At 54.4% G+C, this 21,521-nt stretch carries 16 protein-coding genes; 10 read left to right on the top strand and 6 right to left on the bottom strand.

All coding sequences use genetic code 11. The features are described 5' to 3' along the window. Nucleotides 1–125: 125 nt before the first annotated feature. From EGO56_RS17570 to yjdN, 4 genes are all read left to right on the top strand, one after another. On the top strand, nt 126–2,327 hold the full coding sequence (locus EGO56_RS17570) for a type I secretion system permease/ATPase (protein WP_135910387.1): 2,202 nt from the start codon (nt 126–128) through the stop codon (nt 2,325–2,327). A gap of 105 nt (nt 2,328–2,432) precedes the next feature. After that, entirely contained in the window at nt 2,433–3,611 is a 1,179-nt protein-coding gene (locus tag EGO56_RS17565; protein WP_238349027.1) for an HlyD family type I secretion periplasmic adaptor subunit, read from the top strand. Nucleotides 3,612–3,616: 5 nt separating this feature from the next. Beyond that, on the top strand, nt 3,617–5,461 hold the full coding sequence (locus tag EGO56_RS17560) for a TolC family protein (protein ID WP_135910385.1): 1,845 nt from the start codon (nt 3,617–3,619) through the stop codon (nt 5,459–5,461). 199 nt (nt 5,462–5,660) lie between these two features. Next, complete coding sequence (gene yjdN, locus EGO56_RS17555) at nt 5,661–6,098, top strand: VOC family metalloprotein YjdN (protein WP_135910384.1); 438 nt, start codon at nt 5,661–5,663, stop codon at nt 6,096–6,098. A 124-nt stretch (nt 6,099–6,222) separates the two neighbouring features. Here yjdN and EGO56_RS17550 read toward each other — a convergent pair whose 3' ends face one another. The 3 genes from EGO56_RS17550 to EGO56_RS17540 form a co-directional block, all read right to left on the bottom strand. Then, nucleotides 6,223–7,089, bottom strand: a complete 867-nt coding sequence (locus EGO56_RS17550; protein ID WP_135910383.1) for a nucleoside-specific channel-forming protein Tsx — start codon at nt 7,087–7,089, stop codon at nt 6,223–6,225. A 277-nt stretch (nt 7,090–7,366) separates the two neighbouring features. Then, complete coding sequence (locus EGO56_RS17545; protein ID WP_135910382.1) at nt 7,367–8,722, bottom strand: sensor histidine kinase; 1,356 nt, start codon at nt 8,720–8,722, stop codon at nt 7,367–7,369. Further along, nucleotides 8,719–9,378 (bottom strand): response regulator, encoded by a 660-nt coding sequence (locus tag EGO56_RS17540; RefSeq protein ID WP_135910381.1) that lies wholly within the window; start codon nt 9,376–9,378, stop codon nt 8,719–8,721. Before EGO56_RS17540 ends, EGO56_RS17545 begins: the two co-directional genes overlap by 4 nt. 549 nt (nt 9,379–9,927) lie before the next feature. On the opposite strand from EGO56_RS17540, the gene EGO56_RS17535 reads away from it, so the two are divergent. The 4 genes from EGO56_RS17535 (at nt 9,928) to EGO56_RS17520 (ending at nt 13,804) form a co-directional block, all read left to right on the top strand. After that, nucleotides 9,928–10,872 (top strand): hypothetical protein, encoded by a 945-nt coding sequence (locus tag EGO56_RS17535; RefSeq protein ID WP_135910380.1) that lies wholly within the window; start codon nt 9,928–9,930, stop codon nt 10,870–10,872. A gap of 183 nt (nt 10,873–11,055) precedes the next feature. Further along, nucleotides 11,056–11,424 carry a helix-turn-helix domain-containing protein gene (locus EGO56_RS17530; RefSeq protein WP_013359828.1) on the top strand — a complete coding sequence of 123 codons (369 nt, stop codon included), beginning with the start codon at nt 11,056–11,058 and terminating at the stop codon, nt 11,422–11,424. 167 nt (nt 11,425–11,591) lie between these two features. Beyond that, a complete protein-coding gene (locus EGO56_RS17525; RefSeq protein WP_135910379.1) occupies nt 11,592–12,488 on the top strand; it encodes a LysR family transcriptional regulator in 897 nt (298 codons plus the stop codon). A 110-nt stretch (nt 12,489–12,598) separates the two neighbouring features. Beyond that, nucleotides 12,599–13,804 (top strand): MFS transporter, encoded by a 1,206-nt coding sequence (locus EGO56_RS17520; RefSeq protein WP_135910378.1) that lies wholly within the window; start codon nt 12,599–12,601, stop codon nt 13,802–13,804. Nucleotides 13,805–13,859: 55 nt separating this feature from the next. Here the strand turns inward: EGO56_RS17520 and EGO56_RS17515 are convergent, their stop codons facing one another. Beyond that, a complete protein-coding gene (locus EGO56_RS17515) occupies nt 13,860–16,250 on the bottom strand; it encodes a glucose/quinate/shikimate family membrane-bound PQQ-dependent dehydrogenase (RefSeq protein ID WP_135910377.1) in 2,391 nt (796 codons plus the stop codon). 276 nt (nt 16,251–16,526) lie between these two features. Then, nucleotides 16,527–17,126, bottom strand: coding sequence for a hypothetical protein (locus EGO56_RS17510; protein ID WP_135910376.1), 600 nt, complete (start codon nt 17,124–17,126; stop codon nt 16,527–16,529). A gap of 401 nt (nt 17,127–17,527) precedes the next feature. Between EGO56_RS17510 and EGO56_RS17505 the strand changes: the two genes are divergently transcribed. After that, nucleotides 17,528–18,769: an MFS transporter gene (locus EGO56_RS17505; RefSeq protein ID WP_135910375.1), complete on the top strand. Its 1,242-nt coding sequence runs from the start codon at nt 17,528–17,530 to the stop codon at nt 18,767–18,769. A 439-nt stretch (nt 18,770–19,208) separates the two neighbouring features. Here the strand turns inward: EGO56_RS17505 and EGO56_RS17500 are convergent, their stop codons facing one another. Then, nucleotides 19,209–20,366 carry a Gfo/Idh/MocA family protein gene (locus EGO56_RS17500; RefSeq protein WP_135910374.1) on the bottom strand — a complete coding sequence of 386 codons (1,158 nt, stop codon included), beginning with the start codon at nt 20,364–20,366 and terminating at the stop codon, nt 19,209–19,211. 270 nt (nt 20,367–20,636) lie between these two features. On the opposite strand from EGO56_RS17500, the gene EGO56_RS17495 reads away from it, so the two are divergent. Beyond that, nucleotides 20,637–21,521 (top strand): glucosamine kinase nucleotide-binding domain-containing protein, encoded by an 885-nt coding sequence (locus tag EGO56_RS17495; RefSeq protein WP_135910373.1) that lies wholly within the window; start codon nt 20,637–20,639, stop codon nt 21,519–21,521.

Here is a 21,521-nt window from a genome sequence, read left to right as displayed (position 1 = left end):
GAGCTCCGGGTTTCACAATTAATTAACCAATGGTGTATTTTAAATAATTGGCATGCTGATTATTTATTTTTATCTGTGTATCAGGGATAGCCTGAGAAGGCTTCGTTGTCCTTAATGAGAATACAATGAAAGATAATAACCTTTCGGCCATTTCTGCGGTGTCAAATGACAATCACTATTACGAAAGTGAAGCAAAAGATACACTATTATGTGCAGTGAAATGGCTGGCAAAATATTATGGAAAAGCAGTGAGTACAGCGGTGCTTTTCTCGGGCTTGCCGCGTGGAAAAATGCTGACAGCAGACATTGCGGTAAAGATGCTGGATCAGACTGGCATTAATGCCGGATGGGTTAAGCGCGAACTTAATACAATCAATGACTATTTATTTCCTCTGATTGCTGCACAGAAAGAAGGTGGTTTTGTCATTGTTGCAGGTTGCCGGCGTAGCAAAGGGAAAGTGGAATATGATGTAGTCGTGCCCGAAACCGGCCTGACGCATCAGGTAAGCGCTGAATCGCTCAAAGACGCCTATAACGGCTATGCGTTGCTGGCCAGCAAACGGCCAACGCTTAACACCCAGGGTGAAAACGATATCCTGCCGCAGGTAGACAGTGGCGGGCACTGGCTGTTCAGTACATTGTGGCGTTATCGCCACTACTTTTACAGCGCTGCACTAGCCGCGCTGCTGGCTAACGTCTTAACACTGGCCTCGACCTTTTTTGTTATGAACGTCTATGATCGGGTCGTGCCAAACCAGGCTTATGTCACGCTTTGGTCAATGGCGATTGGCGTGACTATTGCCATCATTTTTGAATTTATTTCACGGCAGATGCGCGCCTGGTTAATTGATGTAGCGGGAAAGAAAGCCGACTTAGTTATTGGTACAAAGCTGTTTCGTCAGATGATGTCGGTACGACTGGAGCATAAACCTGCTTCTGCAGGCTCTTTTGCTAACCAGATGCGTGAGTTTGAATCAATCCGCGATTTCATGACATCAGCCACTCTTGCAACCCTGTCAGATTTGCCATTTTGTCTGCTGTTCCTGGTCATCATCTGGATGATTGGAGGTGCGCTTGCCTGGGTACCACTGATGGCAGTACCGATCATTTTGATTGTCAGCCTGATCATACAGCTGCCGTTGCGGCGCTGTATGCAGGAAAATATGCGTGAGTCATCGCAGAAACATGGCATGCTGGTTGAAACCATTTCAGGCATTGAAGCACTGAAAGCAGCGCGCGGTGAAGGCGCAATGCAAAAGCGCTGGGAAGAATACAGCGCGTTATCGGCCCATACTTCGATGAAAACGCGTTATTTATCCAGTATGACGCTGAACTTCACGACAGCAATACAGCAGCTTACTACGGTTGTTACCGTTGTCTGTGGTGTTTACATGATCCACAGTGGTGAGCTGAGCATGGGCGCGATGATTGGTGTGGTTATCCTCTCAGGCCGACTGCTGTCACCGCTCAGTGCCATGGTTGGACTTGCGCTTCGCTATCAGCAGGCAAAAACTGCCTTAACATCACTGAATAATCTGGTTCGCCTGCCGGTTGATCGGGACAGTAAAAACAACTATCTGCCAGCGCCCCAATTTCAGGGCAACCTCCGCCTTAAAGAAATTACGTTCGACTATCCGATTCCCGGAACCGATAAGTCGCTGAACGTCATCAATCGCGTGTCGTTTGACGTAAAACGCGGCAGCCGGGTGGCGATTATCGGCAATATTGGTAGCGGCAAATCAACCCTGCTTAAGCTCCTTGCCCGGCTCTACTGGCCGAAAAGCGGACAGCTCTCGATTGATGGTGTCGACGCGGGTCAGATCGATCCCGCTGACTGGCACACGACGGTGGGCTACGTCGGACAGGACTGCCGCCTCTTCCACGGATCAATGCGTGAAAACGTAATGATCGGTGATCCCTCAGCCAGCACCCTTCACTTTTTACGCGTAGCGAAAATGACCGGGCTGGATCAGATTGCGGCGCGTCATCCAATGGGATTCGACATGCCGGTGGGAGAAATGGGACAGCTGCTCTCCGGTGGTCAGCGGCAACTGGTTGCACTGGCACGCTGTCTGCTGCTTGAGCCACAAATCCTGCTGATGGATGAACCGACCAGTTCAATGGATGCCCTGACGGAAGCCCGGTTTATTCAGCAACTCAGTAGTGCGGTAACCACTCAGACACTGATTATTGTCACGCATCGGCTCTCATTGCTCAGCATGGTAGATCGGCTTCTGGTTATGGAAGACGGCAGGATTACGCATGACGGCGACAAAGAAGCCATCATCGCTAAGTTGAGCGCTGCGCAACGCCCGGCGGGAGAGTAAGCAATGACAAAAAAATCAACAAGCAGCACACCGCAGGTTACAGCGGATGTGGTGGCGAAGCCTGCTGTGAATCAGGCAAAAGGGCCAGTTAAAGCCGGTGATGAGATGTTCATGCGTGACCTTCATGGTGCGCTATTAATTCAGAAGAACCCGCTCAGCACCCTCATTTTGTGGCTGATTGCTGCAGTCATTGTCGTTGCCGTCACCTGGGCGCATTTCGCCATCGTCGAAGAGATCACCGTGGGCGAAGGGAAAGTGATCCCGGCGAGTCGTGAGCAGGTTATACAGAGCCTCGAAGGCGGGATTCTCGAAGAACTGGATGTGCGTGAGGGAGAAGTTGTAGAAAAGGGTCAGCCACTGCTGAAAATTGACCCCACCCGTTCCGCTGCCAGTTATCGTGAAGCGCTCTCAAAAGTGCAGGGTCTGAAAGGGACGATTGCACGTCTGCGTGCGGAGGCTTACGGCACGCCCTTGATCTTCCCCGAAGGCATTGAAGAGAGCATCGTGCGTGATGAAACTCAGGCATACAATTCGCGCAAAACCTCACTCAATGAGACGGTCGCATCGCTTCAGCACAGCCTGAATCTGGCCCAAAGCGAGGTCAATTTATCTGAGCCACTGGCGCGTAAAGGGCTGGTCTCTGAGGTGGAAATTCTGCGGCTGCGTCGTCAGGCCAATGAGTTCAATATGCAGATTGTTGAACGTACGAACCGGTTCCGTGCCGATGCTAACAACGAACTGACCAAGATGGAAAGTGAGCTGGCGCAGGCAGAGCAGATACTGGCAGGACGTCAGGATGTCATGGAGCGCACCACGATTGTCGCGCCTGTCAGAGGAACGGTAAACAATATCAAAGTGACGACGCACGGTGGTGTTATTCAGCAAGGGGCAGAAATCATGACCCTCATTCCGCTGGAGGATCGCCTGCTGGTTGAGGCAAAAATTAAACCGTCTGACGTCGCCTTTTTACATCCGGGTCAGCCTGCGACAGTAAAAATCACCGCTTACGACTATGCCATATACGGCGGTCTGCACGGTCAGGTTGAGCACATCAGCCCCGACACCATTTTCGATGAAGAGAAAGCACGCTCCGGACGGGGTGATCCTAACTTTTACCGGGTTTATATACGCACAGACCAGGCAGAACTCCGCGTGGGGGATAAAACCTTCCCGATTATTCCTGGCATGGTGGCTACGACTGAAATACGGACCGGCGAAAAATCTATTCTCTCTTATTTGCTTAAACCTGTTTTAAAAGCTCGTGAAGCTTTTAGGGAGCGCTAACAGTGATGAAGAAAAATCGCCTGGCTATTCTTTTGCATATTGCACTGGCGGCAATGACAGGCGTTTCAGTTGCATGGGGGCAGGATGAACTGCTGGTACTGGAGTCATTATCCTCTGCATCAGCCACGTCTACCCGGGCCAGCCATCAGGCTGCGGCCCTTAACTCTTTGCCGGCAACATCACGATACACTGCAACCGCGGATACGCAGCAACGTCAATGGTCGTCTGTCAGCCAGAAACCCGTATCCGTATCGCAATCCGTCAGCGCCACTTCCACCTCTGGCGCTGAGCAGTCGCAGACCCCGCCGAGCGGGGTAACGCTGGCACCGCCGTCAGCAAAATTACTGTTTACGGCTGATGCACTAAAGCCCCAGAAGCCACCTGTGAAAAGAACAGTAACGGCGCAGAAGCCAGCTAAAGCGACGTTGACGGCTAATGCATCACAGCCTCAAACTCAACCCTCAGATAAGCCTGTGCCTAAGACCCGGATGGGGCAGTTTGCCTATGAGCCGAACATGCCACAACCTCAGTTGCCGCGAAACAGCGGGTCGGCGCGCACTATCCAGCGCCTGGGCGATCTGAGTTCCGGCGTGACTGCTGGCGGCACAACGCGTTCCTATTTCCGCGACATGGTGCTCATCGCGCTAAATCATAGTCCTGAAGTCCGGGGCGCAATTGCTAATCTTGAGCAGTCAACCTGGAGTGCCGAAGAGGTTAAAGGCCAGCGCTATCCACAGTTAAAAGTCGGCATGAACACGCCTTTCAGGTCATTTGGAGAGGGTAACTCCAGCTATAACTCTTCGCCGGGCGATACCAGCGCATCAGTTTCGGTCTCAACGACGTTATTTGACTGGGGAAAAATCAGTGCAGACCTGCACAACGCCCGGGAAAATATCAGTGCTTCCGAACTGGCTATCAAAGAAGAGCGTGAGCAAATTGCGTCGAACACGGCAACCGAATTACTCAATCTAAGCCGTTACCAGGCCAGTCTGGTGATTGCCTCACAATACGCGGCACGCATGCAGGAACTGGTGAATATGTTGTCTCAGATCGCGGAAGCGGATCGGGGCAGAGCCAGTGAACTCACTCAGGCACGAGCACGCCTCTATTCTGCCGAGGCGAGTAAAGATCAGCTCCGTCATCAGTATGATGCGACGAAAATTAAACTGGTGCGCCTGTTGGGCGTGGAGCCGGTGGTACCGTCAGGTCTGCGCTGGAACGACGGTCTGGTACCCGCGCCGGTTGCGTTAGCAGCATTAAATAATCACCCAACGCTGCTGCGCGGTGAAGCGCAGGCCCGGGCAGCCGATGCTAAAGCTGACTCAATAAAAGCGGCGGGCATGCCGCAGATTGACTGGGTCGTTTCCAAAAGTACGGCGAAAAACTCAATTGGTGAACAGGAAGCCTGGTATACCGGCCTTAACGTCGAGTGGAGCCTGTTCAGCGGTGGTTCAGAACGCGCGGCACATCAGGCAGCCCTGGCACAGGCGCGGTCTATGCGTGAAAAAGAGCAAACGACAAAACTTGAGCTGGAATACCAGGTGAGAAATATGATTGAAACGCGCGACTCATCACTGCAGCGCGCTGAAGATTACGACCGACTGAGTGCTGAAACCGATAAGGTACGCCGCATGTTTTACGATCAGTGGTATCACCTGGGAACGCGCACCCTGCTGGATGTGCTGACCGCAGAAACTGACCACTTTAACAACCAGATATCGGCCATTAATAATCGCTATGACGGCTATGTCAGCAATGTCAGCATCATGTACAACGCGTCGATATTACTCAACTGGCTGGCTGACAAGTCACTGAGTAATGCCTTACTGGCGCAGTATCATTCTGACTGAATGAAAAGGCTTGCCCGAGGATAATCTGACCCCTCTTTTATGATGTGCCTTTTGGGTACAGCCTGTTCAGCAGCTTTTCTCACCCTGTCAGTTGCATACTGCCAGGGTCTTTTTATCCGCAGTCACTCAACGCGTTAAATCTTCATGGTCTACTCTTTTAGAGAACAGTAATTAATACAAACGACAAATAGAGGTGAAGATGCAAGTCAGTCCTTATCTGTTTCTCTATGGCCGTTGCGAAGAGGCTATCGACTTTTACCTGCAGGCAACCGGGGGAGAGTTGCTCTCTAAAATGAAGTTCGGTGATATGCCGGATCAGGGTGAGCAGGTCGGCGATCAGTCTGCCGCGCCGCAGCCGCCAGAAAAGATCATGCATGCGCAACTGCGCATTGGCGACGGTGAGCTGATGCTCAGCGACGGCAATACCGAGCAGCCGCCCGCGTCTGAACATGCCGGTTACGCGGTCAGTCTTTCCACCACTGATGTCGAAAAGGGTAAAGCCTGGTTTGAGAAATTGTCGGCAGGCGGGAAGGTGACAACGGAGTGGCAGGAGACGTTCTGGTCGAACGGATTCGCGATGTTTATCGATAAGTTCAACATCCCGTGGCGCATCAATGTCGAAAAGCCGCAAGAGTAATAATAGGGCAGATGCAGCGCTTATCCGATAAGCCTGCATCCGAAAAAACTGGCTATGAGGGCTTTAAGCCTGATGCCAGTTCTCCTGTGCAACGGGCGGTTTTTTCAGCCGCCCGTTATCTTTATCAGAAGTTGTAACCCGCCACCAGGTAGTAACCCCAGCCAGTCGATTTCACTTCAAACGGGCCTTTGCCGAAGTTCAGCTCCTGACCATCCGCCCACTGTCCGCCGTTGTGGAAGTAACGGGCCACCGCAGAGAAGTGCCAGTGATCGTAACCCAGTGACAGAATGTGGCTGGAGGCGATGGAATTGCTGGTGCGTGATGAACCGCCTTTCTCGTTGAGGTCGGAACCCCAGTCGAAGTTGGTGAAGCCCACATAGCCCAGATTACCGCCCCACAGCGTGGTGATAGGCACGAAGTATTTCACCTTGAAGCGATAGCCATCCCAGCTGTTTTCGTTCGCCGCGCCGTAGTTTTCCCACTGATATTTGGCATAGACGTTCAGCGACAGGCCGACATCGCTGTGCGTATCGATATCGGTGCCCAGACCCATATACCAGGTATTCTGGCGGTTGTCGCTGTTGCGGCCCATATCGTAGATATAGTTATTGGCAAAATACCACTCTTTGAACGGACCAAAAGCCAGGCTGGTGCCGGTCAGTTTGTCGATAGAGAAGCGCGGCTCAATCTCCATAAACATCGGTGAACCGTGGTCGAACACGCCGTTGGCATTGCTGTTACCGACGCCGAAGAAGTTAGGCACGTCCAGATAGCCGTAGAAATCGAACCACTCTTTCTTCGCAAACGCTTCATATTCCAGATAAACGTCATTGTTAAACTGCGGTCCGAAACGCGTGTGGTAGCTGCCTACCACGTTAACGCTCTGATGCCACCAGTCGGAGAGGTACTGCGGATCGCTTTCAGCAGCCTGCGCAGCACCACTCAATGAACATGCCAGCACGGCACCTGCTATCAACGTTTTAAATTTCATTATCATCAGCCACATGCTTTTGACCGCCGCACAGCAGACGCAGTCAGAGAGAAGTCGGTCCCTGGAGGGGAGTGAGGTATTCAGCAAAAAACAGCCAGTTCTTCAGCCCGCGTAGCGTGCCTGTAACAGATCGATAGAAAATAGATTTTGCTCACGTTTGTCAAAAAGTGTTGCATTACAATTCCGCTAAAATGTGATGCACTTCACAATAATGACCAGGATCGAACGGAACCAGGCAACCGTTTACGTTGTCTGGTTCGTGATCAAACGCGCGGGATCAGGGAAGGGTGACGCGAACCTGCAAACCACAAACAGCACCCTGTGGCGTCAGGCAATTGGAAAGGGCGACGTGGATCTGATGTTTCTGTGCGACATTACGCACAATGGAGAGTCCCAGCCCGCTGCCCTGGGCTTTGACGTCAGGCGAACGGGTAAAACGGTCGAACGCGCGTTCGATAAAGGATTCCGGCATGCCCGGCCCGTTATCGACAATATCGACCACCGTTTTGCCCGCGACCCGATGCAGCAGCACATCGACCAGGCTGCCTTCCGGTGTGTGCAACATAGCGTTACCAATCAGGTTGTCGAACAGGCTGCGCAATTCGGAACGGCTGGCCTGCAGACGGTACTGCGTGGAGCCATTAAAGCCGATATCGATGCCGCGCTTATCCGCCACCACCATCAGCTGCTCAATACTCTCTTTCAGCAGATCTTCCAGCTCAATATGCTCCACGCTGGCCACCACGCTCTGATCATCCTGGCGTGAGACATTGAGTAACTGCGTGACCAGGTGACGGGTACGCGTGACGCCCGCTTCCAGCTGGCTGAACTGACGGCTCGCTTCACCCGGCTGAATATGCTGACGCAGATTTTCCAGCTGTAACGTCACCGCTGTTACCGGCGTACGCAGCTCATGGGCGGCATCTTCCAGGAACTGACGCTGCGACGACCAGGCGTCACGCAGCTTACTCAGCAGTGAGTTGTAAGCGGCTACCAGCGGCAGGATCTCATCCGGTAAGCCCTCCGGTGAGACATTGTGTGGATGATGGGTTTCCTGTGCCGCAATCTGACGCGAAGCGACCTGCAGATCGCGGGTGATCTTACGCACCACCAGCCAGATCACCAGCAGCGACAGCGGCATCATCAGGATCATCGGAATGATCGCAGACAGCGCCCGCTTAACCATCGAGGCTTTCATGTAGCTGAGGTTGTGCATCACCTGGATGGTTTTGATCTCGCTGCCGGGCATGCCGGGCCGGGTAAAAATGCGCCATTCACAGTCGTCGCACTGACCCACATGCACATCGTGATACCCGCGCTGATTTTGCAGCGGGGCCTGCAACTCCGGCCATGAGCTGGCCCGCAACTGGCCCTCATCGTCCCAGAGCTGAACCACAAAGGCGCTCTTTGCTTTGTCCGGCGCGATAAGCATCGGCATCAGGGCGGGCATCTGTTTATTGGTGGACCAGGCATCAGCGATTTTCGCCAGCTGATCATCCTTCATTGTGCCGACCATATCGCCATAACAGCTGAAGAAATACCAGGTGACGCCGCCGATCATCAGCAGGTGAATAATCAGCAGCGTCGAGAGAAGTTTGTTGCGCAGTGAGCGCATAAAGCGGAAAGGTTTCATATGGCCGGAACCCGCCAGCCCAGTCCGCGTACGTTACGGATCACGTCGTTGTCGAGCTTGCGACGCATGCCGTGGATCAGCACATCGACCGCATTGCTGCTGACTTCATCGCCCCAGCCGTAGATACGGTTTTCCAGCTGTTCACGCGACAGAATAGCACCCGGCCGCTCCAGCAGCGCGTAGAGCAGGGCATATTCCCGCGCCGTCAGCTGCTCGCGCTGGCCTTTGTAGCGTACCTCGCGGGTCATCATATCCAGCTGCACATCGCCGCTGCCCAGCACCGAGTCTGCTGCGCCGTGGCTGCGTCGCGTAATGGCGCGCATCCGGGCCATCACTTCCTGGAGATCGAACGGTTTAAGCAGGTAGTCGTCCGCACCGCTGTCGAGTCCCTGTATCCGCTGCGCCACGGTGTCGCGTGCGGTAAGAATCAGTACCGGCGTCGCGTCGCCGCGCCCGCGCGCCCGGCGCAGGACCTGAAGGCCATCATCGCGCGGTAAGCCGAGATCGAGCAGTACACAGCTGTAGCCGCCTTCGCTCCAGGCATTCTGGGCATAAACGCCATCGCGTACCCAATCTACTGACCAGCCCGCGCCCTGCAGTGCCTGTTGCAGGTTCGCGCCGATCATTTCATCATCTTCAACCAGTAACACGCGCATGGCTGATCTCCTTCGTAAAGATAAGAGAGAGTTTACTTACCAATTGTTAGCCCAGAATTATCCTTCCGCCGTCATACTTCGCACTGTCGCAGCGTTGGCTGCTTTTGCTCACCCCAGTCACTGACCAATGTCAGCTCCTGGGGCTTCGCGCCTTTGCCGCCTTGCCACAGCACGAATTATTTTGGCGGACCGCCATCACCGATATTTTACAGAATTAACCGGTGGCTTAGCGTCCTTCTCCATACCCACTGAGATACCCGTGATTGCAAGCGTAAATGGGGTGACGTATATTTGAACAATAGATTCATACCAGACATTTCAGCGGTGAAAAGTATGTCAGCTCAGGAAGCAAAAATCAGACATCAGCGCGAGTATCAGGAGCGTGTTGAAGCCGTCCGAAAGGGTCAGGCTCCGGGCCGCGTTCTTGAAAAACGTCCTGACGGTATTGTGCCTGCAAAAGATGGACGCAGCCTCGCATTTTTCTGACATCATGCCCTGCTGAAATCGGCTAAGTGATAAAATAAGCTCATCATCCAGGTGGGTTTTTTTATGACATCGCACGCTATTCCTCCAGAAGAGCAAATCCTCAAACTCAATCGTTATCTGATCGATAACGCCGTACAACTGCCATCCCCGGTTATCACTGTTGGTGGTCAGGCTGTTATGTACTGGTATCTGACTTATCTGCATTTTTATCCTGATCAGCATGACATAACATCCATCACCTCAATTGATGTCGACTATGTCACGCGAAAGGAAGGCGTTGATGTGATAGCAAAAATTTTTAATGTCTCAGCTCAGGTTCAGGGAATTTTTAATCCGCCCTCGATTGCGGTTCTCAGTCTTATCGATAAAGATACAGGCAGGGTCAAGGAAGATGCTCAGGGGCAGTTCCTCAATGAGCCGCTTAATGAGGCAAATATTGTCGATATTATCGATCGCCCCACAGGCTTTGACGTTGGGGATTTTGTCGGTGATAAACTCGCACTTAATACGGAACCCTTTCTGGTTATGCCTGATCGACATGGCGCAGCCATGAGTCATGAATTCGTGCGGGTGCTGAACCCTGTTGCCTGTATCCGCTCCCGTCTGTCGAACGCCATTGTGCCTATGGGCAAAGACAGGCTGACTGAAGCTGAGCGAATTCGGGTACTGGCTCTGCCAGTTTTTAACTTTTTACTTGAGAAGTTACAAACATTACCTTTCCGGCAGGGAAGGCGTTACGTTGATTATTTTATTTCGTTTATCTGGGATAGGTCATTCAGACGTTTTCAGGCAGAACACAGGATCCCCTTATTCCGTATTGTTGAACAACTGGTCGCTGAGCTGGAACAGGATCCAGAGCACGAGGTGCCACCCGAATTTTATCAGGAAGAATTATCCCGAAAAGTGGATTTCCTGACTCAGGAATATCAGCGGTACCTCAGAATGGTTGAAGTCAGGCAAGACTCAGCCACCTCCAATAGAACGCGCGCAAAAAGTGCTCCTGACTGACTCAGCTGTTTTATCCCTCCTTGCTCTTTTCAGCGACTTTCTGGCTGCTGCCGTTCCCGCTAAATCCCCCCATTTCGCGCCCATTCCCGCCTTGCTAATTCTGCGCTAATTTTCTGCTAATTAAGGGATAAATTTTAGCGGGTAGAGTGGCTCCACTGCACATCAGCATCAACAGGAGGAACCATGAATCAGCGCGAGTTTATTCGGAGTTTGCTGGACTGGATTGAGAACAACTTAGGACACGATCTGCATCTGGATGAGGTGGCACGCCGCTCGGGCTATTCGCGCTGGCATCTGCAACGCCTGTTTCGCCAGCACACCGGCTTTTCACTGGCAGAATATATCCGCCAGCGTCGCTTAACCGAGTCTGCACTCAGTCTGCTAAGCAGCAACGAAGCGATACTGCAGGTGGCGATGAACTACGGCTTCGATACCCAGCAGGCCTATACCCGCACCTTTAAAAACTACTTTATGATGACGCCAGGCCAGTTGCGCCGTCAGCGTCGCGTTGAGCCGGATCGGCTGCTGTTTCCCCTGGCGATGGCCAGCTGATGCCTGATAAGACCTTCCCGTCACAGATGCAGACGGGAAGGTCAGTCCGCGTTCTGCGCCGCTCTCCTCCTGAACTTTGCCTCGCCTTTTTTGCCCGTCAGCCACAGTGACCCTACCCGAACGTGTTAGTTTGTTGCCAGCCCCTTTTACTGTCGGAGTCGGGAAACATGGAAAATGGCGCGAACTTAACCGCCATGCTGGTATTTGCACGGGTTGTGGAATTACAAAGTTTCAGCGAGGCGGCACGCGCACTTGGCCTGTCCAAATCTCACGTCAGCCGGGAAATTGCCCGTCTGGAGCTGCGGCTCGGTATCCGGTTGCTACAGCGCACCACCCGGCGGCTGGCGCTGACTGAGCTGGGCCAGGCTTATTATCCCTACTGTGTGCGGATGCTGGCTGAAGTGCAGCGCGCCGAGGCGTTTGTGCAGCAGGTGCATCAGCAGCCCGCTGGCCATGTCAGGCTACAGGCGCCCGTCACCTTCGGCTGCCAGTGCGTGGTTCCCGTTCTCAATCGTTTCCTGCGCCGCCATCTGCATATTAACGTCGATCTCGAACTGACCGATCGCAATCACGATCGGCTGGACGATCAGGTTGATCTGGCGATTGTGATCCGATCCCGCTCGCCGCAGCAGGGCAATTTCCGGGTACTGAGCGATATCGAGTGGGGGCTTTATGCCGCGCCGGCTTATCTGGCGCAGCGACCCGTAATCACCCATCCTGAAATGCTGCCGCGCCATGACTTGCTGTTGTTTCATGGTCCGGCGCACACCGCTGCGCTGCCATTCCGCCGTGATAAACAGCGGCTGGCACTGGACGTGCGCAGCCGCTTTCGCGCCAATAACAGCATGGCGCTGCTCAATGCCGCACTGGCAGGCAGCGGCATCGCTTATCTTCCCTCCTACATGGCGCAGGAGGCGATGGCACGTGGTGATATCCAGCAACTGCTGCCGGAGTGGCAGATGGATCGCCTGCAAAGCTATCTGCTGCTGCACAACACGCCTGAACCGGCGTCGCCGGTGACACTGCTGTGCGATGCCATGATTACGGCGCTGAATCCGGGCTGATTGTTGCCTGCTGACAACAATCAGCGCCACAGAGTAACTATTCCGCCACGACTGTTGTTACTTCGCGACTCCGGTTAGCCTGTATCCCTGATCATTCAACGGATATCATCATGCAACAGTCACCCGAAACGGCAGAGTTTCAGCACTGGCGACGTAACTTAGCGGTCTGCGTCGTCGGCTCTTTTACCACCATCGTGGCGATGACGCTGCTGCTGCCGTTTCTGCCACTCTATGTGCAGCAACTGGGCGTTGAGCAGCCGGCAGCCATCGCCCGCTGGTCCGGGATAGCCTATGGCGCGACCTTTTTCAGCGCCGCGCTGACTGCGCCGCTGTGGGGCAGGCTGGCTGATCGCTATGGTCGTAAGCTGATGCTGATTCGGGCCAGCCTGGGGATGGCGATTGCAATGTCGCTGATCGGCATGGCGACCGCGCCCTGGCAGCTGGTGGCGCTGCGGCTGCTGGCCGGGCTGCTGGGTGGCTACGCATCGGGATCGACCATTCTGGTGGCAGCGCAGACGCCAAAAGCGCAGACCGGCTGGGCGCTGGGCGTATTGTCTTCCGGCATTATGGCGGGCAATGTGGTCGGGCCGCTGCTGGGTGGAGTGTTACCGCCGCTGATCGGCATCCGTCAGACGTTCTGGCTGACCGGCGCGGCAATCTTTCTTGCCTTCCTCGCCACCACCTTTTTACTCAAAGAGCAGCCGCGTGCTGCTGCGAGGTCGCATGCCAGCCAGCAAGCGCAGTCCGCAGACGAGCCGGTGAATCACACCCTGGTGCGGCTGATGTGGCTCTCCGGCATGTTGCTGATCTTCGCCAGCATGTCGATTGAACCCATTATCACGCTCTACGTGGGCGAGTTCGTGCAGGGCGACCATCAAATCACGATGATCGCCGGACTGGTGATGTCTGCGGCGGCGCTGGGTACGGTGCTGGCGGCACCCCGGCTGGGTCGTCTGGCCGATCGGGTAGGGCACTGGCGGGTTCTGACCGGCGGACTACTGGTCAGTGGGCTGCTGCTGATTCCGCAGGCGTTTATTACCGCGGCCTGGCAACTGATCCTGCTGCGTTTTCTGATGGGGATGGCGCTGGGCGGATTGATGCCGTGCATTACAGCGATTATCCGCCATAACGTGCCCGGTTCCCAGGTCGGACGGATGCTGGGATATTCAACCTCGGCGCAGTATATCGGTCAGGTCAGCGGCCCGCTGTTTGGTGGGCTGGTGGGTGGGACATTCGGGATGCGGCCAGTATTTCTGGCGACCTGCGTGGTAATGCTGTTTTGCGCCTGGCTCAACTGGCGCGGGATGCGTAAATAACGCGATCAAAAAAGGCGGACCGGAGTCCGCCTTAGTTTATTCACAGCGTCGTGAATTATTTCTGGTCTGGCAGGGCGTAGGCAATCACATAATCGCCCAGCTTCGTACCAAACGAACCGTGCCCACCTGCTGCGATGACAACGTACTGCTTGCCATTCACTTCATAGGTCATTGGGGTCGCCTGGCCGCCTGCTGGCAGACGTGCCTGCCATAACAGCTCACCGGTATCGGTGCTGAACGCACGCAGGTAGTTATCGGCGGTCGCGCCAATGAAGAACACCTTACCCGCGGTGGTGATAGGACCACCCAGCATCGGCATACCCATTTTGAACGGCAGCGGAACCGGTGCGCTATCGCGAACGGTACCGATACGCTGTTTCCACACCACGTCATTGGTCTTCAGATCCACCGCGGAGATGTAACCCCAGGCAGGCTGTTTACATGGCAGACCAAACGGTGACAGGAACGGATTCAGCTCGACGCCATACGGCACGCCATACTGTGGCTGAATACCGGTTTCCGTACCTGAACCACCCTCTGCGCCTTTCGGCGGCTCAATCGGGTTGCCCGGGCCACGTGGAACCAGCTTCGAGACAAACGGCAGCGCCATTGGGTTAGCAATCGCAATCTGACGATGTGGATCGACGGCAATACCGCCCCATTCGAACATACCGAGGTTACCCGGGAACACCAGCGTACCCTGCTCAGAAGGTGGAGTGAACGGACCTTCATAGCGCAGGCGCTTGAAGATCACGCGGCACACCAGCTGGTCAAACATCGTTGCGCCCCACATATCCTTGTCCGTCAGGTTTTGCTTCGGACGGAAGGTCAGCTCAGAGTAGGGCTGAGTAGCGGCAACGTGATCGCCCTTGGCAGCACCCTGTGGCACTGGCGTTTCTGGCGCAGGTACCACTGGCTTGCCAGTGCGGCGATCCAGGACAAAGATGTTGCCGGTTTTCGCTGGCGCATAAACCACCGGTACCGTGTTGCCATCTTTATCGGTGATGTCAGCCAGCGTTGGCTGCGACGGCAGATCCATATCCCACAGGTCGTGATGCACGGTCTGATAAGACCAGACCAGCTTACCGGTGGTGGCGTTCAGAGCCAGCACGCTGCTCGCATAACGCTCCTGCTCTGGTGTGCGGTTACCGCCCCAGATATCCGGTGTGGTCACACCCATTGGCAGATAAACGGTATCCAGTTTCGGATCGTACACTGCCGGTGCCCATGAGTTCGGTGAATTCATGGTGAAGGTGTGTTCATCAGCCGGAATGGCATTCGGGTCTTTCGCGCCTGGATCAAACACCCACAGCAGTTTGCCGGTATTCACATCAAAACCACGAATCACGCCTGATGGCTCGCGGGTTGAGAAGTTATCGGTAACCGCACCCGCCATAACGATGGTGGTGTTGGTAATGATCGGTGGCGAGGTCGGCTCATACATACCCGCAGTCGTGACAGGCTGTTTGTGCTGCAGATCCAGCTCGCCGTTGACGCCAAATGACGGGCAGCGTTCGCCGGTCTCTGCGTCGAGGGCAAACAGGCGACCATCGTTGACAGGCAGATAGATACGACGTGAGCAAAGCGCAGGCTGCGTGTTTGCCGCATCGGCGGCTGCCGACACTTCGTGATAAGAAACACCACGACAGGTCACATGCTGGAAGGTTGGGTTAACCTTCATGCCCGGATCAAATTTCCACTTCTGCTTACCGGTGGCCGCATCCAGAGCAAACAGGATCTGGTGTGGCGAACAAAGGTAAAGCGTGTCGCGGATTTTAATCGGGGTAACTTCGTCGGTGATTTCACCCGGATCGTTAGGGGTTTTCATGTCGCCCGTCTGGAACTGCCAGGCAACCTGCAACTCTTTCACGTTCTGGTGATTGATCTGCTTCAGCGGCGAGAAACGGGTTCCCTGCTGATCGCGCGCATAAGCGGGCCAGTCAGCATCCGGGATGTTGCTCAGCGGCGCAGCCTGCGGGGCGTTGTCAGCGGTTTCTGGCACTGAACCGTTTATCACCTGCGGGTCGTTAAACACCGCATAGGCCAGCACGATAGCACTGGCAACCAGCGCCACAGCCATCGTACCCAGCGCGGCTTTACTGCCCGCGTTAACACTGCGATAAACAAACGGCAGGATCAGCCAGACACCAAAGATCACCAGCACATCGGTGCGCGGTGCCAGTGCCCAGAAGTCCGTACCCACTTCCCATACACCCCAGATCAGGGTGGCGATCAACAGCAGCGCATAGAGAACCAGCGCGGTGCTTTTACGACGGGAAAGCAGATAAGCGGTGATAAGCATCACCACACCGCCGAAAACGTAATACCAGGAACCACCAATGGCGGCTAACCAGCCACCGCCAATCAGCATAAACGCGCCCGTCAGCGCTGCGAACAGCACTGTCAGAAAACGAATTACGCCAAATGATGAGGAGTTTTTCCCCATAATATCGACCTCGTTTCGTTACCATAAAACACACGAAAACAACCAGATAGGTTGCTTCCAGTTATCAAGTACAAATGATTAAGGGTGTTCTTGAGTATCTCTTCCGCTAAGACAGACGATCCCTTTGTGTTAAATGTTATAGCAAAATCAGATCGAGGTTTGATTTTTTTAGCTTAAAGCGCTTAACAAATGCAGTAATGCGACATTTTATGAGGGATTAAAGGACGTTAAGCGCACCGCCGTGTGCCCTTAACGCCGGAAGGCAGGATTTGTGAATCAGCAGCTAATAAGATCGCCGTCCGAGCGTTGCTGTTGCCAGCCGCTGATATTTATCTCAGCAAACTGCTCAGCCGTTAAAGTCGGCGTATGACTTCGCACGATGACCTCTGCCCCTTTTTCACGAAATGTCGCCATAAAAAAGGGAAAGGTAAATTTTTCATAATTGTCATTAAAGAACGCTTCGTTTAAAACAATTCCTGAAAAAGGAAAGGATTCCAGCAGTCGCCAGTCTGCTCCCGGCGGCGCAAAATCATAAAGCCAGAAATCAAATTTCTTAGTTAATTCAAGCAGTGGCGCATAATGTGCCGCTAAACTGGAATAATTGATTCCAATCCGGATACGTGCATTCTGTAAATGTGAATAAGCGTCCGGTACAGCAATCATTCCGCGTAATCGCATATCATCGATTGGGATAATCATTAATGCTGCTTCAGTGGCAATTTGATTGTGTAATGAAATAATGTTGTTTGTATTAAGTGTATTTCTGCTTTCCTGGTTTTGCTGAAGATAAGGCACGCTATAGCAAATGCCAGAGACATTACGCTTAACGTGATGGATAGGTTCAGTAACATAGGGGTTATATAAACTGTTTTTCATTATCTCTATGAAATGCAATAAAAAAGGATTTGTTGATAATTAATCATATAAAAAGTCGCATTTTTTTAAACGCGTGAATAAATATAGATCACATGCTTAATCCAAATCATCCTTTTGTTGCCTGAGAAAGTAAATAAACCCATTAGCAAAGAGATGATAATTCCTTTGGCGTCTGATGATGTGCTGGAATATATTCAATAGTCGGGACCAATAGGCTGGTAATAGTCAGGAGAGGTCGGACGTGCCTGTGCCGGACAGGTATGCGTTTTGTTGGGCAGAGAGCCAGGGCTGGAGCCAAAGCCATTCAGGTCTCATCCGGTCTGTTAATTTAACATCATCAATCACCACACCAATAACACCGCGCAACGATGCGGGCTTCCTCACCTGATTTGGGATAAGACATGGGATTTATGGCATCAACAGCGGAAGAGTCGCTGTGGCGACATCGGACATTTGTCGCGTTCTGGCTGGCGCGTACCTGCTCATCATTTGGTTTTCAGATGTTCTCGGTAGCGATCAGCTGGCAGATCTATGCGCTGACCAACAGCGCAATGGCGTTAGGGATGATTGGCCTGATGCAGTTTCTGCCGTCGGTATTGCTGGCGCTACCTGCAGGTCATCTTGCGGATCAATATGACCGGCGGCGCATTGTGCTGCTGGGGCAACTGGTGGAATTTGCTGCACTGGTGGCATTAGTGGTGCTTACCTTATTCCATACCGCCGATAAGACCGCGCTGTGGGGGCTGGTGTTTATGATTGCGGTGGCGAAGGCGCTGGAGTGGCCCGCGATGTCCTCAATGTTGCCGTCGCTGGTGCCGCCCTCGATTCTGGCACGCGCGATGGCGATGAACTCGGTAGGGGGCCAGGCGGCGGTGATTGTCGGGCCAACGATAGGCGGCTTGCTGTATGTTGCCGGGCCGCATGTTGTGTATGGCGTTTCCGGGCTGTTTTATCTGATTTCGCTGACGCTGGTGAGTCTGCTGCGTTATGAGCGTCCGGTGCAGACCCGTCTGCCGATGAATATGAAGAATCTGTTTGCCGGGATTCACTTTATCCGTGAGCGCAAAGATGTCCTTGGGGTAATTTCGCTCGATCTGTTTGCGGTGCTGCTCGGTGGCGCAACGGCGCTGCTGCCGATTTTTGCCAAAGATATTCTGCATACCGGGCCGTGGGGGTTAGGGATGCTGCGCGGTGCGCCCTCGGCAGGCGCATTACTGGTGGGCATCTGGCTGAGCCGTCACAAGCTGGACAAGCATGTTGGGATGATTATGTTTGGCTCAGTAGCGGGCTTTGGCGTGGCCACGCTGGTATTTGCGCTGTCCACGCAGCTGTGGCTGTCGCTGATTGCGCTCTGTGCGCTGGGCGGCTTTGATATGGTGAGTATGGTGATCCGGGGTGCGCTGGTACAGCTGGATACGCCGGATGCCATGCGCGGGCGGGTGAATGCGGTTAACGCGATTTTTATCAATACGTCGAATCAGCTGGGCGAGTTTGAGTCGGGATTGCTGGCAGCCTGGATGGGGGCGGCACCCGCGGCAGCGATTGGCGGCATCGGTACACTGATTGTGGTGGCGTTGTGGATGAAGCTGTTTCCGCATCTTCGGCGGCGTCAGAAGCTGGAGAATGAGATTAATGCGGGCTGAGGGCTGGTTGTAGAGAGTGGGTCTGGATTAGGTGCAGGCTCAGGGAACATACGCCTTTCGCAAAGACGCAAAAAACGCCATCCCTGGCAGGCTCAGCGCGGGCCATCCCTGGCCCGCTATGCTTTGCTACAGGCGTATGTCCCCATCGCTTTGAGTCTGATCGTTGCCTCAGGCTTTGGAGCAGGTGGGTAAGGATTATTGGGTTAGTTGAGGGAATTTGTGCAGTTGTTGAATTGCGTGCAGGCGTATGTCCCCATCGCTTAGAGAATGTAAGCGGCCTGAACCTTCAGAGTGGTGTTTGAGAGTTGGGAAGAGCTATTAAGGTGGCGATCAACATCAATAATGTAACTGGCCCGAAGGCCAGTACAGGAAGTTACCAGTCATACTGCCATTCAAAACCCGGAGTCAGAGGGGGAGACTGACTTGCAGGCTGGGACCATCAGGCCCCGGTTTTTCCCAGGTTGGCGTCAAATGTTAGCCAGCTTTCACGCATGTCCACTACGCTGCGGGTTTTGCGCGCCTCATCGATTTTTATGGCGGTGAGACCCGCTTCCAGCGCGTCCACAACTGAAACTTTCAGCGGTGTTCCCTGTTTAATATGTTTAACGATCTCTTCTGCCATCAGCGCATCAGCGCCGTAGTGGCCATCATACGCATTGCCGCTGTAGGCGGTATCGACCTCTTTCTCACCGCTGCGCGCGTTGTGTACGCGGAAGTAATTTCGTACGAAGTCACCTTCGGCCATGCCGTCGGTGCCCATGACACAGAAACGGCGGAACTCATCCGGGACGTTGAGGTTGGCATGGAAAGCAAGCGTCGCCCCGCCTTCGTACTCAATCAGGGCAGTCTGATAGTCGACTATATCGGCGTCGCTGTCGAAGACCGCATCGGTGCTCGACCAGCCGCTGGGCTTCTCGTGATAGAGCGCTGACTCAGCGGTGATCGCTCCCTGCGGCGCATGAGCAGGCGTAAAGGATTTGCGGCCACCAAAGCTGGCGACACGGATTGGACGCTCCTGCAACAGGCCCTGATAGAGGTCGATGTCGTGGCAGCACTTCTCCAGAATGTAAGGACCGGCATACTTCTCCAGACGTCGCCAGTCGCGCTGGAAGAAGGCGCCGTGGTAAGGCTTGATATGTTCCGTCGCCTCAATCGAGGTGATTTCACCCAGTTGACCGGCATCGCGTGCCGCCAGCAGATCGTGATAGAGCGGGGAGTAGCGCAGCACCAGGCCGACCAGAATGCGTGCCTCGCCATACTGACGCACCAGCTTCGCCATCTTCATGGTCTGCTCTTCATTGATCACTACCGGCTTTTCGGTAAAGACCGTGTAGCCCGCCGCCAGCGCCTGACCCACATGCTCCAGATGCAGGAAGTTAGGGGAGCCAACCAGCACCACATCCATGCCGCCGTGTTCCAGCAGCGCGTCGATGGATTCAAAGGCCTGGCCGGGCGCGATACCAAAGCTGTGCAGATTAGGCAGTCCGGCCGGGGCCGGATCGTAATAACCCACTACCGAGAAGGCGTCGTCGGCTTTGCTGAACTCTTTGATCACGTGGGACAGACGAAAGCCGAGACCGATAATGCCTACTTTCATGTTAAACCCCTGCTCCTGAAATCGGATGATGCATAGCTCGCCTGCGATCGGGCGCGCCTGTTGATAATCTGACCACCAACTTATTACGACAGAAAAAGTAATGTCAATAACGCACTGCGCGTTTTGCGGCGTACTTTTTGTTATCATCATGTAAAATAAACAAAAAGTTTAGATATGTTTTTACCATATTTATTTGTTATTGCGATTTAAGTTTTTTTATCCTATCGTTCGCTCATTATGGCTATAACCCTTAATAAGGGAAGGAAGCGCGTGCAACCACACTATCTTCTTGGCATTGATGGCGGCGGTACACAGTGTCGCGCGCGGTTAACCGACCTGCAGGGCCGCGTGCTGGCGGAAGCCACCGGCGGGCCTGCCAACGTCTGGTCAGACTATGATGCGGCGCTGGCCTGCGTCGGACAGCTGATTGACCGGGTATTGTCACTGGCGGGATTAGCGCCGGAGGCGCTGGCGCAGACCGCGCTGGTGGCCGGATTAGCGGGTGCCAATGTCGCTTCGGTGCAGGCGCGGCTCGCCAGCTGGCAGCCTGCCTGCGCGGCGTTACAGGTGGTCAGCGATGTGGAAATCGCCTGTGCGGGCGCGCATGCTGGCGCTCCTGGCGCCGTCTTTATCATCGGCACCGGCAGTCAGGGCGCTGCCTGGAATGGCGAACGCTTTACGCTGCTTGGCGGCTGGGGCTTTGCCCTGTCCGATCAGGGATCGGGCGCGGAGCTGGGCCGTCGTGCGCTGCGTCTGGCGCTGCTGGCCCATGAGTTCATTATTACGCCGACCGCCTTTTCCCGTCAGCTGATGGCACAGTTCGGTGACAGCCCGGAAACGATGCTGCTCTGGACGCGGTCCGCGACGCCTGCCGACTGGGCGCGCGTGGTGCCACAGATTTTCGCAGCCGCCGACGCGGGCGATGGTCACGCTCAGGATCTGCTGCATCAGACTGCCGCCGATATCGGCATGATGGTGCGCAGTCTGATTGCGCTGAGCAGCGGACGGGTGGCGCTGATGGGTGGCCTGGCCACGCCAATACAGCGCTGGCTGGACAACGATATTCAGGCCCGGCTGGTGACGCCACAGGGCGATGCCCTGAGCGGGGCGCTGATACTGGCGCAGCAGCTGACCTCTGTCCGATTACCGATCTGA

The sequence above is a fragment of the Pantoea vagans genome (assembly GCF_004792415.1).
Classification (GTDB): domain Bacteria; phylum Pseudomonadota; class Gammaproteobacteria; order Enterobacterales; family Enterobacteriaceae; genus Pantoea; species Pantoea vagans.
The sequence above is the reverse complement of the archived record's forward strand: the minus strand, read 5'-3'. Positions and strand labels throughout refer to the sequence as shown.